Here is a 13,720-nt window from a genome sequence, read left to right as displayed (position 1 = left end):
TGATGAAAGAAAGGTCCCTTTATGAGGGGCCTTTTTACTTTTTAAAAAGAGGTACAGGATTCATTTTGACAAAAAGACATGGAACGCTTACCATCTAGATTAGAAAGGAGAGGGTGCCATGAATTGGCTCGGTTCCTTACAGCAGCTCGGCAGAGCTGTGATGCTCCCGACGATGGTCTTACCTGCAGCAGCCATATTGCTGAGTGTAGGCAGTTTGCCATGGGATTCTTGGGGATTTGAAAGTGTAAGCGGAATCGCTACAGTTGCAGGTCAAAGCCTGTTTTATTTTTTGCCGTATTTATTTGCGGTGGGTGTGGCGCTTGGTTTATCGAATCAGGCGGGTCAAGCCGGTCTTGCTGCCCTGTCGGGGATGATTATCTACGATCAGGTAGTAAGCCATTTTGGAGATGGAAGCGTTCAGCCTGCTTCACTCATCGGTATTATTCTTGGCGCCATCGCCGGAATTACACATAATCGATTTAAAAGTATACGACTTCCTGAGATTTTACAATTCTTCGGAGGATCTCGTTTTGTATTACTGATTGTAGGACTCATTGCAGCATTATTTTCCTGTGTGATGCTGGGTATTGCTCCTATCATCCAATCTTTGCTAGACCTGATTGCTTCCATGGAATATCAACTGGGAGGATTTGGACTCTTTTTATATGGAATTTTGTACCGGGTATTGGTCGCTTTCGGACTACATCATTTGCTGAATAATGTGTTCTGGTTTCAGCTTGGTTCCTATGAGACTGTAGGCGGTCAGGTAGTAACGGGAGACTTGCCTCGCTTTTTTGCAGGAGACCCAACCGCAGGATACTTCATGTCAGGTCTGTTTCCTATTATGATGTTCGCCATTCCAGCGATCGCCTTAGCGATTATCCAGGAAGCTAGAGAAGATTTGAAGCCGAAAGTCTACAAGACGTTCATTACGTCAGCTCTAGTATGCTTTTTGACAGGGGTCTCAGAACAGATTGAATTTGCCTTTTTGTTTGCAGCGCCTTACCTGTTTATCGTTCATGCGGTTATGTCAGGACTTGCTCTATGGATCAGCTACTTACTTGAAATACGCCATGGATTCTCTTATTCTGCGGGCGCGATTGATTACATACTGAATTTCCATTTGTCCGAGAACGGATTACTTCTTATTCCAATAGGGATTGTATACGGGCTCATCTATTATTACTTATTTCGATGGGCGATCCGTACGTTCCGTATTCCTACACCAGGGCGTGAAGAAGGATCAGTCCTCGAAGATTGGGTTGGCAGTATCCCATATCAAGCCCCGCTTATACTTGAGGCACTTGGGGGGAAACGTAATATCGTTCAAGTAGAAGCATGTATTACTAGGCTCAGAATTACCGTTCATAATGATCGTTTAATTGATGTGAGTGCGATGAAGGCACTTGGTTCTGCGGGTCTCATCAAGCTTGGAGGCGGAAATGTACAGGTTGTATTCGGTACCTATTCTGAGCTTATACGTGAAGAAATTGCCAAACTGCTTGAGCGTGATTTACCGCAAGTACTGTTCAGCGCGCCGGTTCAGGGAAAAATGTTGCCAATCGAGGATGTACCGGATAAAATATTTGCCGGTAAGCTTGTAGGTGACGGGGTCGCATTTGTACCGGAGAATGGAGAGCTTCTTTCACCCGTATACGGCACCATTATGCATCTGTATCCAACGATGCACGCCATTGGAATTCAAACACCGGAAGGACTAGAAGTATTGCTTCATATTGGGATTGACACATCTCAACTCAAAGGCTGTTTTGAAGCTGCAGTAAAAGAAGGAGATGTCGTGGAGGCCGGTCAACTATTGATCAAATTTGATCTGGATAGACTAAGGAAGGAAGCTCCTTCATTAGTTACACCAATGGTGATCACCAATCCCGACCGAGTGAAATCATGGAGCTATGCGCCATTTAAACATGTTAGAAAAGGCCAGGCACCGGTAATGTCTGTTGTACTACATGAAGATAGGAATGTTGGAGGGATAGAAGCATGATACAAGGCATCTCAGGAGCGGCAGGCGTCGCTATAGGCAAGGCATTTGTCCTTCCCAGCTGGGAATGGGATTTACCAGACCAAAAAATGGACGTCGTTGACCTGGCCAAAGAATTTGAGCGGCTGTATGAAGGCATAAGAACATCTCGTAATGAGATTGAGACAATAAAGCAAGAGTTTAATGAAGTGGTGGGTCCGGAGGAATCCAGTATATTCGATGCCCATTTGGCTATACTGGAAGACCCTGTATTTATGAGTGAAATCCAAGGGATTATTGAACGCCAGTATAAGGCGGCAGAAGTTGCGGTAAAAGAAGCAATTGATCATTTTGTAACGATGTTTGATTTACTTGATGATGAGTATATGAAAGAGCGTGCTTTAGATATAAAAGATGTAGGAAATCGGTTGTTAAAACATCTGCTGGGGGCCCCGGAAATTACGCTCCCTTCAGATACACAGCCTTATATCCTAGTTGCCAAAGAACTATCTCCTTCGCAGCTTGCCCATCTAAATCCTAACTATGTACTTGGGATCGTGACTCTAATCGGGGGCAAGACGTCTCATTCTGCCATTATGGCAAGAGCACTTGGCATCCCTATGGTATCAGGACTTGAGAATAGCGTGAACCTTCCTGTGCAAACGGGAGATACGCTCATCATCAATGGAGATGAAGGCACTGTCTATGTGAATCCGAGCGAGAAAATGATGGAGAAATACACACGTATTCGTAACCAGCAGCTTCGTAAAAAGGAACAACTCCAAGTGCTTGCTGAAGTTGACGCGGTTACGAAAGACGGTACTATTATGAATCTTGCTGCTAATATCAGTTCAACAAAAGAGTTGGAGATGGCTCTTCGCCACGGGGCAAAAGGAGTCGGACTATTCCGCACCGAGTTCCTCTACATGGATCGGCCAACTTTTCCTACCATTGAAGAACAATATGAAGTATATCGTCATGTTGTTGAGAGAGCAGGAGGTCAGTCGGTTGTCATTCGAACACTTGATATCGGTGGAGATAAACAGCTCGACTATTTTCCGCTGGCAGAGGAGGATAATCCTTTCCTTGGGTATCGCGCGATTCGGATTAGTTTAGATTTGAAAGATCTATTTAAAGCTCAGTTGACGGCCATTCTGAGAGCTAGTATCCATGGGAAAGTGAAAATTATGTATCCCATGATTTCTTCAATCGATGAAATTCGGGAAGCGAATCAGGTATTGCGTGAAGCAATGAGGGATCTTGATCAGCAAGGGATTGCTTATGATAAGGATGTTCAGATTGGTATTATGATTGAAGTGCCTGCTGCCGTTGTTATAGCGGATCTTCTAGCAGCGGAAGTGGACTTCTTTAGTATCGGTACGAACGATCTTGTACAATATGTACTTGCTGTTGACCGGATGAATGAACAGATCGCTCATCTCTATCATCCATTCCATCCATCGATCTTGCGCATGCTGAAGATGACCGCTGATGCTGCTCATACGGCAGGAATTGATATCAGCGTGTGCGGAGAACTGGCTGGAGACGAGAGAGCAGTACCGATCTGGATTGAGCTTGGAATTCATAATCTTAGTATGTCTCCGCAATCATTACTTCGAGTGAAGCATAGACTGCTGAATACGTGTGCTGAGGAAGCGAAGGCAGTGGCTAAATCTTGTATTTCGATGTCAAGAAGTCATGACATTGAAGCGAGGTTAGAAGAGTTTATTGAGGAAAATACAGAGAGATTAAACTGATCTTTATGTTTATATATAAAAAGGATGGATATCGTCGTAAGCAGATTACGGCGGGATCCGTCCTTTTTATTTTTTTAATGAAAAAAAGAAAGACGAAGCGAGTAGAAATCTACTCACTCGTCTTAGAAAATATCTTATGATCTTTCTGCCAGAAGATCACAGAAAGCTTTTCCGTAAGGGGGAAGATCGGGAGGACGGCGTGCAGATACGATATGTCCGTCGGTAACAACCGCTTCATCTTTCCAGATCGCACCCGCATTTTCCATGTCATCGCGAATACCTGGTGTCGAAGTAACAGTAACCCCTTGTAGAATTTTGGCGGATATGAGTACCCATCCTGCATGACATATTTGTCCGATTACTTTCTTTTCTGCATTCATCTCCTGAATCAGTGAGATCACTTTGGGATATCTGCGCAGCTTGTCCGGCGCCCAGCCTCCAGGAACGAGAATACCGTCATAATCTGCACTGTTTAGTTCCTCAAAGCTGTATTCCGCTGTAGCAGGAACCCCGTATTTACCTACGTACACCTTATCCTTTACTTCACCGGCAAGATGAACCTCAGCCCCTTCTTCACGTACACGGTGTACGGGATACCATAACTCCAAATCTTCAAATTCTTCATCTACGAGCGCAATTACTTTTTTTCCAGTCAATCTCATGACAATCATTCACTCCTTCTTTATTTCTTACTTCTAGTGTAACGGAGAGCAGCTCAGATACCAAATGTGCTAACTTTTGAACAGGATTATAACTCTATGGTGTCTTTCAGCATAGACATATGAGATGGAATTAGCAAATCGTTCTGGTGCCTGTAACAGCAGGATTTATGATAAAGAAGTCGAAGATTTATTGTAGAAGAAACACGAAACTTGCATGTAAACAATGTTACAGGCGGTGATCCTATGCCCAGATGGTGCGATTGCAATCAACCGATGAATCTTGAACTGCATACCGTAATTTTTGCTAAAAAGATAGAAGTGAAAAATGTGCCTATTTTTTCGTGTATGTCCTGTTCCACTTATGAAGTACTTAAACCCGTAAAAGCTCATTTAACCGAGTATCTTCAAACGATAGAGCTATCCTTACATGATCCGTATCAAGTTGTGATTTTTTCGGATATTGATGAAGTAGCTAGTTTGTTCTGTGACCTATACAAGAGGAATGTGGAGATGGACTTAGAAAAAATCGGAGATGTCGTTGAAGTTTACAAAGAGGAGCGTATTAATTTACTTCTTGATGTGTATCAGTGTGCCCTACAGATGAACGATGAAGGTTGGATGAGTGATACACAGCGGAGACTTGAGCAGCTGTCACAATTCCACTTGGAAGAACATCTTTCAGAAGCAGGATAAAAAAATACACCCTGAAACGAACTGAAAATTAGCATTTCTCGTTATTTTTTGTTACTATATTGTTAGTGTAAGATTTTCTGAAAAGTATGAAAACAAGACACGAAGCGATTTTTCATGTATTTGCATGGAATCCCTTACCATTCTCATATTCATCATTTTCTTTGTACGATCCACTCGCTGCTGAACTTATGAAAGGGGATGTATATGTTATGAAAACGTTGACAAGAATAAATACTATAGAGCAATTAAATGACGGTATCGCATTATCTTCGGAAGCACCGCTTCTGTTATTCAAACATAGCACCCGCTGTCCTATTAGCGCGCATGCGTATAAAGAAGTATCAGCATATTTGCAAGATAGTCCCGCAGATGAAGTAAACTATAGTATCATTTATGTCGTCGAAGATCGCAGTGTTTCACTAGAAGCTGCAGATCGTTTGGGTGTAAGGCATGAGTCTCCACAGGTTATCCTTGTGAAAAACGGCACACCCGTATGGCATACTTCCCATTCCCAAATCACATCAAGTGGCTTAAGTTCGGTTTTAAGCGAGTCTTAAAGCCCACATTGCATGATGCAATCTTATGTCGTATCATAATTGAATTGAAAATGAACTGAAAATTTATTGCAAATGGAGAGAAGGAATGTGACGGTAACGATCTATGACGTAGCGCGTGAAGCCGGTGTCTCAATGGCAACGGTTTCTCGAGTAGTCAACAACAATCCAAACGTTAAACCTCAGACACGAAAAAAGGTATATGAAGCAATTGAGCAACTAGGCTATCGCCCGAATGCAGTAGCAAGAGGACTTGCTAGTAAAAAAACAACGACAGTCGGAGTCGTAATTCCAGATATTTCGAACTCAATTTTTGCCGAGATTGCTCGGGGAATTGAAGATATCGCTAATATGTATCATTACAACATTATTTTGTGTAATGCCGACAAGAAGAAAGAAAAAGAAATTCGTGTTATTAACACACTGCTTGAAAAACAAGTAGACGGGCTTCTTTTCATGGGCGGAACGGTTACGGATGAACATATTCAGGCCTTCCAAACTTCTGCGGTCCCTATTGTCCTTTGTGCAACTAGTGACGAGAAAGGAACCTATCCTTCGGTCGATATTGACCATGAAACTGCAGCTTTTGATGCGGTAAGTACACTCGTTCGTCATGGGCATCGTGAGATTGCCATGATTAGTGGAACGCTTCAAGATCCTGCGAATGGTTATGCAAGATTCCAAGGGTACAAGCGTGCGCTGGAAACTGCGGGTATTGAATATCAAGAAGATTTAGTACGCATCGGGAACTATCGTTATGAATCTGGTGTCGAAGCTATGAAATATTTCTTAGGTCTTAAGAAAAAACCAACTGCTATTTTCTGTGCAACGGATGAAATGGCAATCGGTGCGATTCATAGTATTCAGGACGAAGGACTTAAAGTGCCGGATGATTTCTCTATTATTAGTGTAGATAACATTCGTATGGCATCTATGGTTCGTCCGCAGCTCACTACGGTAGCACAGCCAATGTACGATCTAGGTGCTGTAGCTATGCGACTGCTTACGAAACTGATGAAAAAAGAAAACGTAGAAAATCCACGTGTTATTTTGCCGCACGAAACGATCTTGCGTTTGTCTGTTAGTCACGTGTAAAATATGGAATAGGAAAAGCTCCGGTAATCGGGGCTTTTTTGCCGATTAATCAAGTAAAGGGGATCACATCGATGACAGCTACAATAGGGCTCATAGGAGCTATGAAAGAAGAGATAGAACTTCTTCTTACAGGCATGGAGAATGTAAAGCAGCATACCTATGCAGGTATTCATTATGCTGAAGGAGATATTTATGGACAACATGTTGTGGTTTGTAAGTCTGGAGTAGGCAAAGTAAATGCAGCAATCACTACACAAATGCTGATTGAGAAGTTTAACATCTCTAAAGTTATTTTTACTGGAGTGGCTGGGGCAGTTCACCCTGAACTTGAGATCGGTGATATTGTCGTATCTACGGCATGCATTCAGCATGATATGGATGTAACTCCTCTTGGATTTAAACGCGGGGAAATTCCTTATCAGGAAGTATCTGCGTTTCCGGCTGATTCTGAACTGATTCGTCTGGCAGAAAAAGCATGTGAACTGCTCTCCGTACCACTGCGTAAAGGAATTGTACTTTCTGGCGACCAGTTTATCGCTAGCAAAGAAACCGTAAGAGGACTCTATGAAGAATTCGACGGCGCTTGTGTGGAGATGGAAGGTGCAGCAGTGGCGCAAGTATGTTACATGAATGATGTACCTTTTGTTGTTCTGCGTGGTATGTCTGACAAAGCAGACGGGTCCGCACATGTCAATTTTGCTGAATTTACAGTGAAGGCCTCCCATAAGTCTCATAAAATTGTGGAATCGATGTTACTTGAGATCGGTTAAGCAGTAATCCTCTGTTCCTCTGTAATAATCAAAAGACAGGAACATCCCGGGTTAACTTCGGGGTTCCTGTCTTTTTCTTTAAACTAATACATATAACGATGTCTGAATCGCACTTTATCGAATTGCTCTTTTGAAGAGAGAGGCACATTTTTGCCGATCCGAACCATAAGACAGTTAGCAGGGTGTGCACAAATTTCAGGATCATCTGTCGCATACCATTCCATATCAACGGTCTTCATCAGTTTCTCCATCATTTTTCGGTAATCCCAAACCGAAAGTCCGCTTCCTTTAAGATCCCAATGCCAGTAATATTCTGTGGTGAATACAATGTAATTCTCCATCTGTTCATGCTCAAAAGCAGTACTAATTAACATTTTTCCAATACCGTAAGAACGAAATTCGTCTGCAACTTCAATGGCACCAAGTTCAATCAAATCTTTCATATTTCCTTCCGACCAGCGCTCCATTTCATCGGGATAATGAAAAGTTACATATCCAATGATCGTTTGGCCTTCACGGGCAAGAATAATTCTCCCTTCAGCCAGCGCTGAAATTTCAACCAGGGCTTCATGCTGTTCATTCGGTCTTCGAAAAGCGTCAAGATCCGGGTGCATATGATAACTCTGTAAAAGGGAAGAAGGGACTGGGCCTTCAACAACAATCTCCCTGCCGTTCCTTTGAAAGGAGTGGACATTGTGCTGTTTGATATGTTCCATCAGTTTTTCGTGCTCCTTTGACTTGTCATACCCTACTTATAGCAAATATATAAAAAAATGAAAAGAAATAGTGTCAAAAATGGAATTTATGCTATAATAATCCAGACATAATTTATTCACAATTGAGTAACTATTCCCGCGTTATAAAAGTAGATGGTAATGAATTTGATTTTTTGTAAGCGCTAACGAACTTGTACATTGTGAAGATGTAGCTTAGGGGAGGCCGAGTAGACAATGAGTCAAATACAGAATGAAGTCATCGCGACTGTCGCAGAACGAAGTAATCTCGGAGATTACGATCAGGCTTGCGCCCAGTTTAGTTGGGAAGAGGTAAAAAAGGATTTTACATGGAATGAGACAGGCAAGGTCAATATGGCCTATGAAGCAATTGATCGTCACGTCGAAGAAGGACGAGGTGCGAAAACCGCACTATTGTACAGTGATGCTCATCGAGATGAGAAGTATAGCTTTTTAGACTTAAGCGAAGGTTCGAATCGATTTGGGAATGTGCTGCGTAAATACGGCATCTCGAAAGGCGATCGTGTATTTATTTTTATGCCGAGAAGTCCAGAACTCTACCTTAGTCTACTCGGTATACTCAAGGTGGGAGGAATTGCAGGCCCGCTTTTTGAAGCATTTATGGAAACAGCGGTAAAAGACCGTTTGGAAGATAGCGGAGCTGTCGCATTAGTCACAACCCCAGAACTGCTGCCGCGAATTAAACGTGATGAATTGCCGCTTTTAAAACATATCTTTGTTGTAGGCGGAGGCACGCAGCAAGAAGAAGGGCTCGTTGACTATGATGCAGAGATGGCTGCAGCTTCAGATTCGCTTGAACCGGAATGGCTGACGCCAGAAGATGGAATGCTCATTCATTACACCTCTGGTTCTACGGGTAGACCTAAAGGGGTATATCATGTACACAACGCCATGCTTCAGCATTACTATACAGGTAAGGTAGTTCTTGATTTAAGAGAAGATGATGTTTATTGGTGTACAGCCGATCCAGGCTGGGTAACAGGAACGTCTTATGGGATTTTTGCTCCCTGGTTAAATGGAGTTACGAATGTGATTCGCGGGGGACGGTTTAGCCCACAGGACTGGTATCAAACGATTGTAAAGAATAAAGTAACCGTATGGTATAGTGCGCCTACTGCTTTCCGGATGCTCATGGGAGCAGGAGAGGATGTCATTGAACAGTATGACCTATCAACACTCCGCCATGTGTTATCGGTAGGAGAACCGCTTAATCCAGAAGTGGTCCGCTGGGGAACCAAAGCTTATAAGCAGCGGATTCATGATACATGGTGGATGACCGAAACAGGCGGACAGTTGATCTGCAATTATCCAGGAATGAACATCAAACCAGGTTCAATGGGTAAGCCCGTACCGGGAATCGAAGCTGCTATAGTTAATGACCAGGGCGAAGTACTGCCGCCATACTCGATGGGCAATCTAGCCATTAAAACACCTTGGCCATCCATGATGAGAAAGATTTGGAATAATGATGCCAAGTATGAGGAGTATTTCAGAATACCGGGCTGGTATATTTCAGGGGATTCTGCCTATATGGATGATGAAGGTTACTTCTGGTTCCAAGGACGAATAGATGATGTAATCAACTCTTCTGGTGAGCGTATCGGACCCTTTGAAGTAGAGAGCAAGCTGCTTGAGCATCATGCGGTCGCAGAAGCGGGTGTAATCGGTAAACCGGATCTGGTAAGAGGGGAAATCATTAAAGCGTTTGTAGCGCTGAGAGAAGGATATGAACCTTCCCAAGAGCTGAAAGATGACATCTACCGATTTGTAAAAGAGGGCTTATCTGCACATGCAGCACCTCGTGAGATTGAGTTTAAAGAAAAATTACCTAAGACAAGATCCGGTAAAATCATGCGCAGGGTACTGAAAGCATGGGAACTAGATTTGCCGACAGGTGATCTTTCAACGATAGAAGACTAAGCAATAGTCATTAATACGGACATAAGAGCCATCTGCCTTATCGCAGATGGCTCTTATGATTGCAGTATGTCTTTATTTATAGATCTATAACAAAAGCCGAGCGTACAGGGGAAATTCCCTCTATGCTCGGCTTTATGTTTTTTATCGATGAATCCTATGGGCTTACACTAACCGCAGCAGAAGGGGCTGATTCACCCGCTTCATTGACAGCCGTTACTCGAAAGGCTCCCGTAGCTTCAGCATTGTTATATTTAAAGGAAGTATAGCTTGCTGTACCTACTTCATTAAACGGTTCCTGACCCGTTTCACTGTAGTATACATGGAAGCTCGATACTCCTTCTTGTGGAGCCCAGGAAATCGTAATACCTTGATCTGTAGCTGCAGCAGTCACTCCGCTGGGAGCAGATGGAACTGCAGCAGAAGATGATGGATCTGTATTATTTTCTTCTGCAGAATTGTCACCTGGATCTACCACTTCACCAGGAACTTCAATTACGCCTTCATCTGGTGTTTCTTCTTGCGGTGGAGCAGGGGCCGTACTGCCGACTACAGCACTTGGTGCGGATTCTTTTCCTGCTACATCCACTGCTACGATGTAAAACTGAGCACCACCGCCTGCATAGGAAGTAAAGGTTGTTTGATTACCTGCAAGTACAACTTTACCTTGATTCTGGAATGGACCGCCGTTTGTGCTTCGGTACAGCCTGTAACCAACGACGTCACTTGCTGAACTTGGGTTAAAGGTGATTACCGCATTATCATTGCTTACGCTTATTCTGACGTTCCCTGGGGCGTCAGGAGCGCTGCCATCGTCCCGTCTAGGGTCGACTTCTGTAGGCATGTCATCATCCGCATCCGTAGGCAAATAATAGGAAAGCGGCTCATGTGAACTCATTTTCTTGAATGCAGCTTGCAAATCCTTAATGAGATCGGAAATTGCACGCTTTCTTTTCACCACGGTTTGTTCTTTAAGCATATCCGAAGGTGTTTCATCTCTTGGAATATAGTTTACCGCGTTATAAGTGATGTACTTCGCTTTGCCTACCGCATCATCATATTCGGTTGGTACATATTTGGTATTGAATAGATCGGTCACGAATTTATCTGTAGCCGAAGTAGGAAGTTTACCGCTATAAGCGGATACGGTCTTCGTTGTGATACCATCCGGCTTCGTAAACGATTTGGTTGTAAACAAATCAGGTTCCTGTTCGGAAACTTCGTTCATGATCTTAGCCCACAGCCTACGAGCACGTTCTTTCTGAGCTTTCGTCTCCAGCGTGTTCGCTTGTGTCTTGTAACCCACCCATACGCCGAGTGTAACATCAGGTGTGTATCCCTCGAACCATACGTCGCCGTAATTTTGCGTTGTTCCTGTTTTACCTGCGATAGCAATATCGCCATATTTATTAAAGTTATCTCTTACGACTTTTCCTGTTCCATCTGAGATGGCAGTACGGAGCATATCGGTCATAAGATAAGCCGTTTGTTCAGAGAAAACTTGCTTAGGCTCTGCTTTGTGGCTGTATACAATGTTACCTTTATAATCCACGATTTTTTCAATCATATAGGCATCATGGAATACACCATTGTTCGCAATCGCGCCATAAGCATTCGTTAACTCTTCTACGGTTACACCATGACTTAGACCTCCGAGCACACCTGTTGTTGCGTTCTTATAGTCATTTTCAGTAAGTGTAGTGATTCCGAGACTTTTGGCGAAATCCCAAGCTTTCTCCATTCCGACTTCTTCATTAAATAATTTCAGAGCAGGAACGTTGAGAGACTGATTTAGTGCATATCTTGCGGTAACAAGACCGCTGTATCTTCCGTTACTGTTCTTAGGAATGTGGAATCCTTTGCCGCCGTCTTTCAGAATGATCGGTGAGTCATCGATAATGGATGCCGGCTGAATCAGACCATCTTCTAAGGCAGGAAGATAAGCAGCAATCGGCTTCATTGCAGAACCGGGTTGTCTCACCATCTGAGTAGCATAGTTCATATTCTCTACGTTAAAATCACGGCCTTCAATCATACCGAGGATTTTCCCGGTTTTATGATCGATCATCATCGATGCCGTTTGTTCAAGACCTTTGTTTTCATCATAGGCAGAGAAATTACTGTCATCTTCAGCGATCGAGCGCATCGTTTTGTATACCGTTTTGTTAATTGTCGTATACACCCGGTAACCGCCGGTACGCAGCTGAATCTGAGCCTCTTCCAATTGTTCAGCGGTTGTCTCGCCGTTTTCCGAAGCTTCTGGATAAAGTACTTCCATCAGAACCTTCGCAGCTTGACGTTCCGTTTCGAGCATCAGATAAGGATAGGTATTATACGCTTTGGCTACTTTTGGTGCAAGCGAAGACTTGATATCAAAAGCAATTGCCTCATCATATTCACTTTGCGTAATCTTACCAAGGGCAAGCATTCGTCCAAGAACACGTTCTTGACGCTCGAGCGCATTATTAAAGTTCTTCTCGTTAAAATCCCCTTTTCCGTTAAAAGCAGAATAAGAAGAGGGGAGTTGCGGAAGGCCTGCTAAATAGGCAGCTTGCGCAATGTTTAAATCATTGAGATCGTTAATATTAAAAATCCCCTTGGCAGCAGCTTTAATGCCATAGACATTATATCCGCTTGAGCCATTTCCGAAAGGAACCTTATTTAGATAGGCTGTTATAATTTCATCTTTCGTTAGAAATCTTTCCAATCGAAGGGACAATAAGATCTCTTTTACTTTTCGGTCCTCTGTTTTGTCCAGATTAAGGAATACTCTTCTAGCTAATTGCTGAGTGAGGGTACTGCCTCCCGTTTGTACGGGTTCGTTTAGTACCCGTTCCTTTACTGCACGAAGTGTTCCTGTTATGTCGACACCTTTATGCTCGTAGAATGAATCATCCTCAATCGATATCACTGCATCTATTACCTTTTGAGGAATGTCCTCAAATTCTACGATTCGCCGATCCTCCTCGGTCCGAAGCTGACCTATGGGAGACCCGTCAGCGAAATAAGCAAAGCCCGTCAGTGCATTTTCCCCTATCGCTTGCTCAATTTCAGCTCTTGATCGAACGGGTTCGTCTTTTACAATAGAAGCTATGTAGCCTGTTAGTGCACCACCTGCAAATAGAACACCCATGATGCCTAATATGAAAGCCCACTTCACAAAGCTACCCAGCCTGCGGAAAAAACGATTGCGGGAAGGCTTCTCTTCAGGTTTTTTATTCTGATCATCAACCATCAAATGCTTTCCTCCTTTTAACAGGCATTATTATAGCATAAATTAAGCCATTTGAATCCCCGCAAATGGTGGGAAGGAGCGGAAATTGACATCCTTGCTCGGAATATGTACTTGTAAGACCCTATTTGAGGGTAAATCTGTTGATTTATGGTATAGCATTAACATAAATGAGCGAGCCTAACACAGGAGAAATCTTGCTTAGCCGGGCCCTATACAAAAGTGCGATCTTTATAAAAATGAAAAAAAACACACGAACCATTCATACGGATTCGGGTGTTTTTTTGTTCTCATCTGTAGTTTT

At 43.1% G+C, this 13,720-nt stretch carries 10 protein-coding genes; 7 read left to right on the top strand and 3 right to left on the bottom strand.

Annotated features, from left to right (window positions below; genetic code table 11):
• The first annotated feature begins 118 nt into the window (after nucleotides 1–118).
• Nucleotides 119–2,005, top strand: coding sequence for a glucose PTS transporter subunit IIA (locus PV403_RS17125; RefSeq protein WP_213529910.1), 1,887 nt, complete (start codon nucleotides 119–121; stop codon nucleotides 2,003–2,005).
• Nucleotides 2,002–3,738, top strand: coding sequence for a phosphoenolpyruvate--protein phosphotransferase (ptsP, locus tag PV403_RS17120; protein WP_332085379.1), 1,737 nt, complete (start codon nucleotides 2,002–2,004; stop codon nucleotides 3,736–3,738). The genes PV403_RS17125 and ptsP overlap by 4 nt, the downstream gene beginning before the upstream one ends.
• Nucleotides 3,739–3,872: 134 nt before the next feature.
• Here the strand turns inward: ptsP and PV403_RS17115 are convergent, their stop codons facing one another.
• The gene (locus PV403_RS17115) at nucleotides 3,873–4,400 is read right to left on the bottom strand and encodes a type 1 glutamine amidotransferase domain-containing protein (protein ID WP_213529905.1); all 528 of its coding nucleotides are present in this window, start codon (nucleotides 4,398–4,400) and stop codon (nucleotides 3,873–3,875) included.
• A gap of 243 nt (nucleotides 4,401–4,643) precedes the next feature.
• Between PV403_RS17115 and PV403_RS17110 the strand changes: the two genes are divergently transcribed.
• The 4 genes from PV403_RS17110 (at nucleotide 4,644) to PV403_RS17095 (ending at nucleotide 7,512) form a co-directional block, all read left to right on the top strand.
• Nucleotides 4,644–5,093: a hypothetical protein gene (locus tag PV403_RS17110; RefSeq protein ID WP_332085378.1), complete on the top strand. Its 450-nt coding sequence runs from the start codon at nucleotides 4,644–4,646 to the stop codon at nucleotides 5,091–5,093.
• 209 nt (nucleotides 5,094–5,302) lie between these two features.
• Entirely contained in the window at nucleotides 5,303–5,650 is a 348-nt protein-coding gene (gene ytxJ, locus PV403_RS17105; RefSeq protein WP_213529903.1) for a bacillithiol system redox-active protein YtxJ, read from the top strand.
• Nucleotides 5,651–5,737: 87 nt separating this feature from the next.
• Nucleotides 5,738–6,742: a catabolite control protein A gene (gene ccpA, locus PV403_RS17100; RefSeq protein ID WP_191799051.1), complete on the top strand. Its 1,005-nt coding sequence runs from the start codon at nucleotides 5,738–5,740 to the stop codon at nucleotides 6,740–6,742.
• A 71-nt stretch (nucleotides 6,743–6,813) separates the two neighbouring features.
• Nucleotides 6,814–7,512, top strand: a complete 699-nt coding sequence (locus tag PV403_RS17095) for a 5'-methylthioadenosine/adenosylhomocysteine nucleosidase (RefSeq protein WP_332085377.1) — start codon at nucleotides 6,814–6,816, stop codon at nucleotides 7,510–7,512.
• A gap of 83 nt (nucleotides 7,513–7,595) precedes the next feature.
• Here PV403_RS17095 and PV403_RS17090 read toward each other — a convergent pair whose 3' ends face one another.
• Complete coding sequence (locus tag PV403_RS17090; RefSeq protein ID WP_332085376.1) at nucleotides 7,596–8,228, bottom strand: GNAT family N-acetyltransferase; 633 nt, start codon at nucleotides 8,226–8,228, stop codon at nucleotides 7,596–7,598.
• A gap of 234 nt (nucleotides 8,229–8,462) precedes the next feature.
• Here PV403_RS17090 and acsA point away from each other — a divergent pair, with 234 nt between their 5' ends.
• Nucleotides 8,463–10,187 carry an acetate--CoA ligase gene (gene acsA, locus PV403_RS17085; RefSeq protein WP_332085375.1) on the top strand — a complete coding sequence of 575 codons (1,725 nt, stop codon included), beginning with the start codon at nucleotides 8,463–8,465 and terminating at the stop codon, nucleotides 10,185–10,187.
• A gap of 154 nt (nucleotides 10,188–10,341) precedes the next feature.
• On the opposite strand, the gene PV403_RS17080 is transcribed toward acsA, so the two are convergent.
• Nucleotides 10,342–13,419 (bottom strand): transglycosylase domain-containing protein, encoded by a 3,078-nt coding sequence (locus PV403_RS17080; protein ID WP_332085374.1) that lies wholly within the window; start codon nucleotides 13,417–13,419, stop codon nucleotides 10,342–10,344.
• Between the last annotated feature and the right edge of the window lie 301 nt (nucleotides 13,420–13,720).

Source organism: Paenibacillus sp. GYB006 (assembly GCF_036577645.1).
GTDB lineage: Bacteria > Bacillota > Bacilli > Paenibacillales > Paenibacillaceae > Paenibacillus.
This window is presented reverse-complemented; position numbering and strand designations above follow the sequence as displayed.

What these genes read in the sequence shown, in the direction of transcription:
- PV403_RS17080 (WP_332085374.1), bottom strand. Translation starts at nt 13,419, where the DNA reads ATGGTTGATGATCAGAATAAAAAACCTGAAGAGAAGCCTTCCCGCAAT.
- ptsP (WP_332085379.1), top strand. Translation starts at nt 2,002, where the DNA reads ATGATACAAGGCATCTCAGGAGCGGCAGGCGTCGCTATAGGCAAGGCA.
- PV403_RS17090 (WP_332085376.1), bottom strand. Translation starts at nt 8,228, where the DNA reads ATGGAACATATCAAACAGCACAATGTCCACTCCTTTCAAAGGAACGGC.
- PV403_RS17095 (WP_332085377.1), top strand. Translation starts at nt 6,814, where the DNA reads ATGACAGCTACAATAGGGCTCATAGGAGCTATGAAAGAAGAGATAGAA.
- PV403_RS17125 (WP_213529910.1), top strand. Translation starts at nt 119, where the DNA reads ATGAATTGGCTCGGTTCCTTACAGCAGCTCGGCAGAGCTGTGATGCTC.
- ytxJ (WP_213529903.1), top strand. Translation starts at nt 5,303, where the DNA reads ATGAAAACGTTGACAAGAATAAATACTATAGAGCAATTAAATGACGGT.
- acsA (WP_332085375.1), top strand. Translation starts at nt 8,463, where the DNA reads ATGAGTCAAATACAGAATGAAGTCATCGCGACTGTCGCAGAACGAAGT.
- PV403_RS17110 (WP_332085378.1), top strand. Translation starts at nt 4,644, where the DNA reads ATGCCCAGATGGTGCGATTGCAATCAACCGATGAATCTTGAACTGCAT.
- PV403_RS17115 (WP_213529905.1), bottom strand. Translation starts at nt 4,400, where the DNA reads ATGAGATTGACTGGAAAAAAAGTAATTGCGCTCGTAGATGAAGAATTT.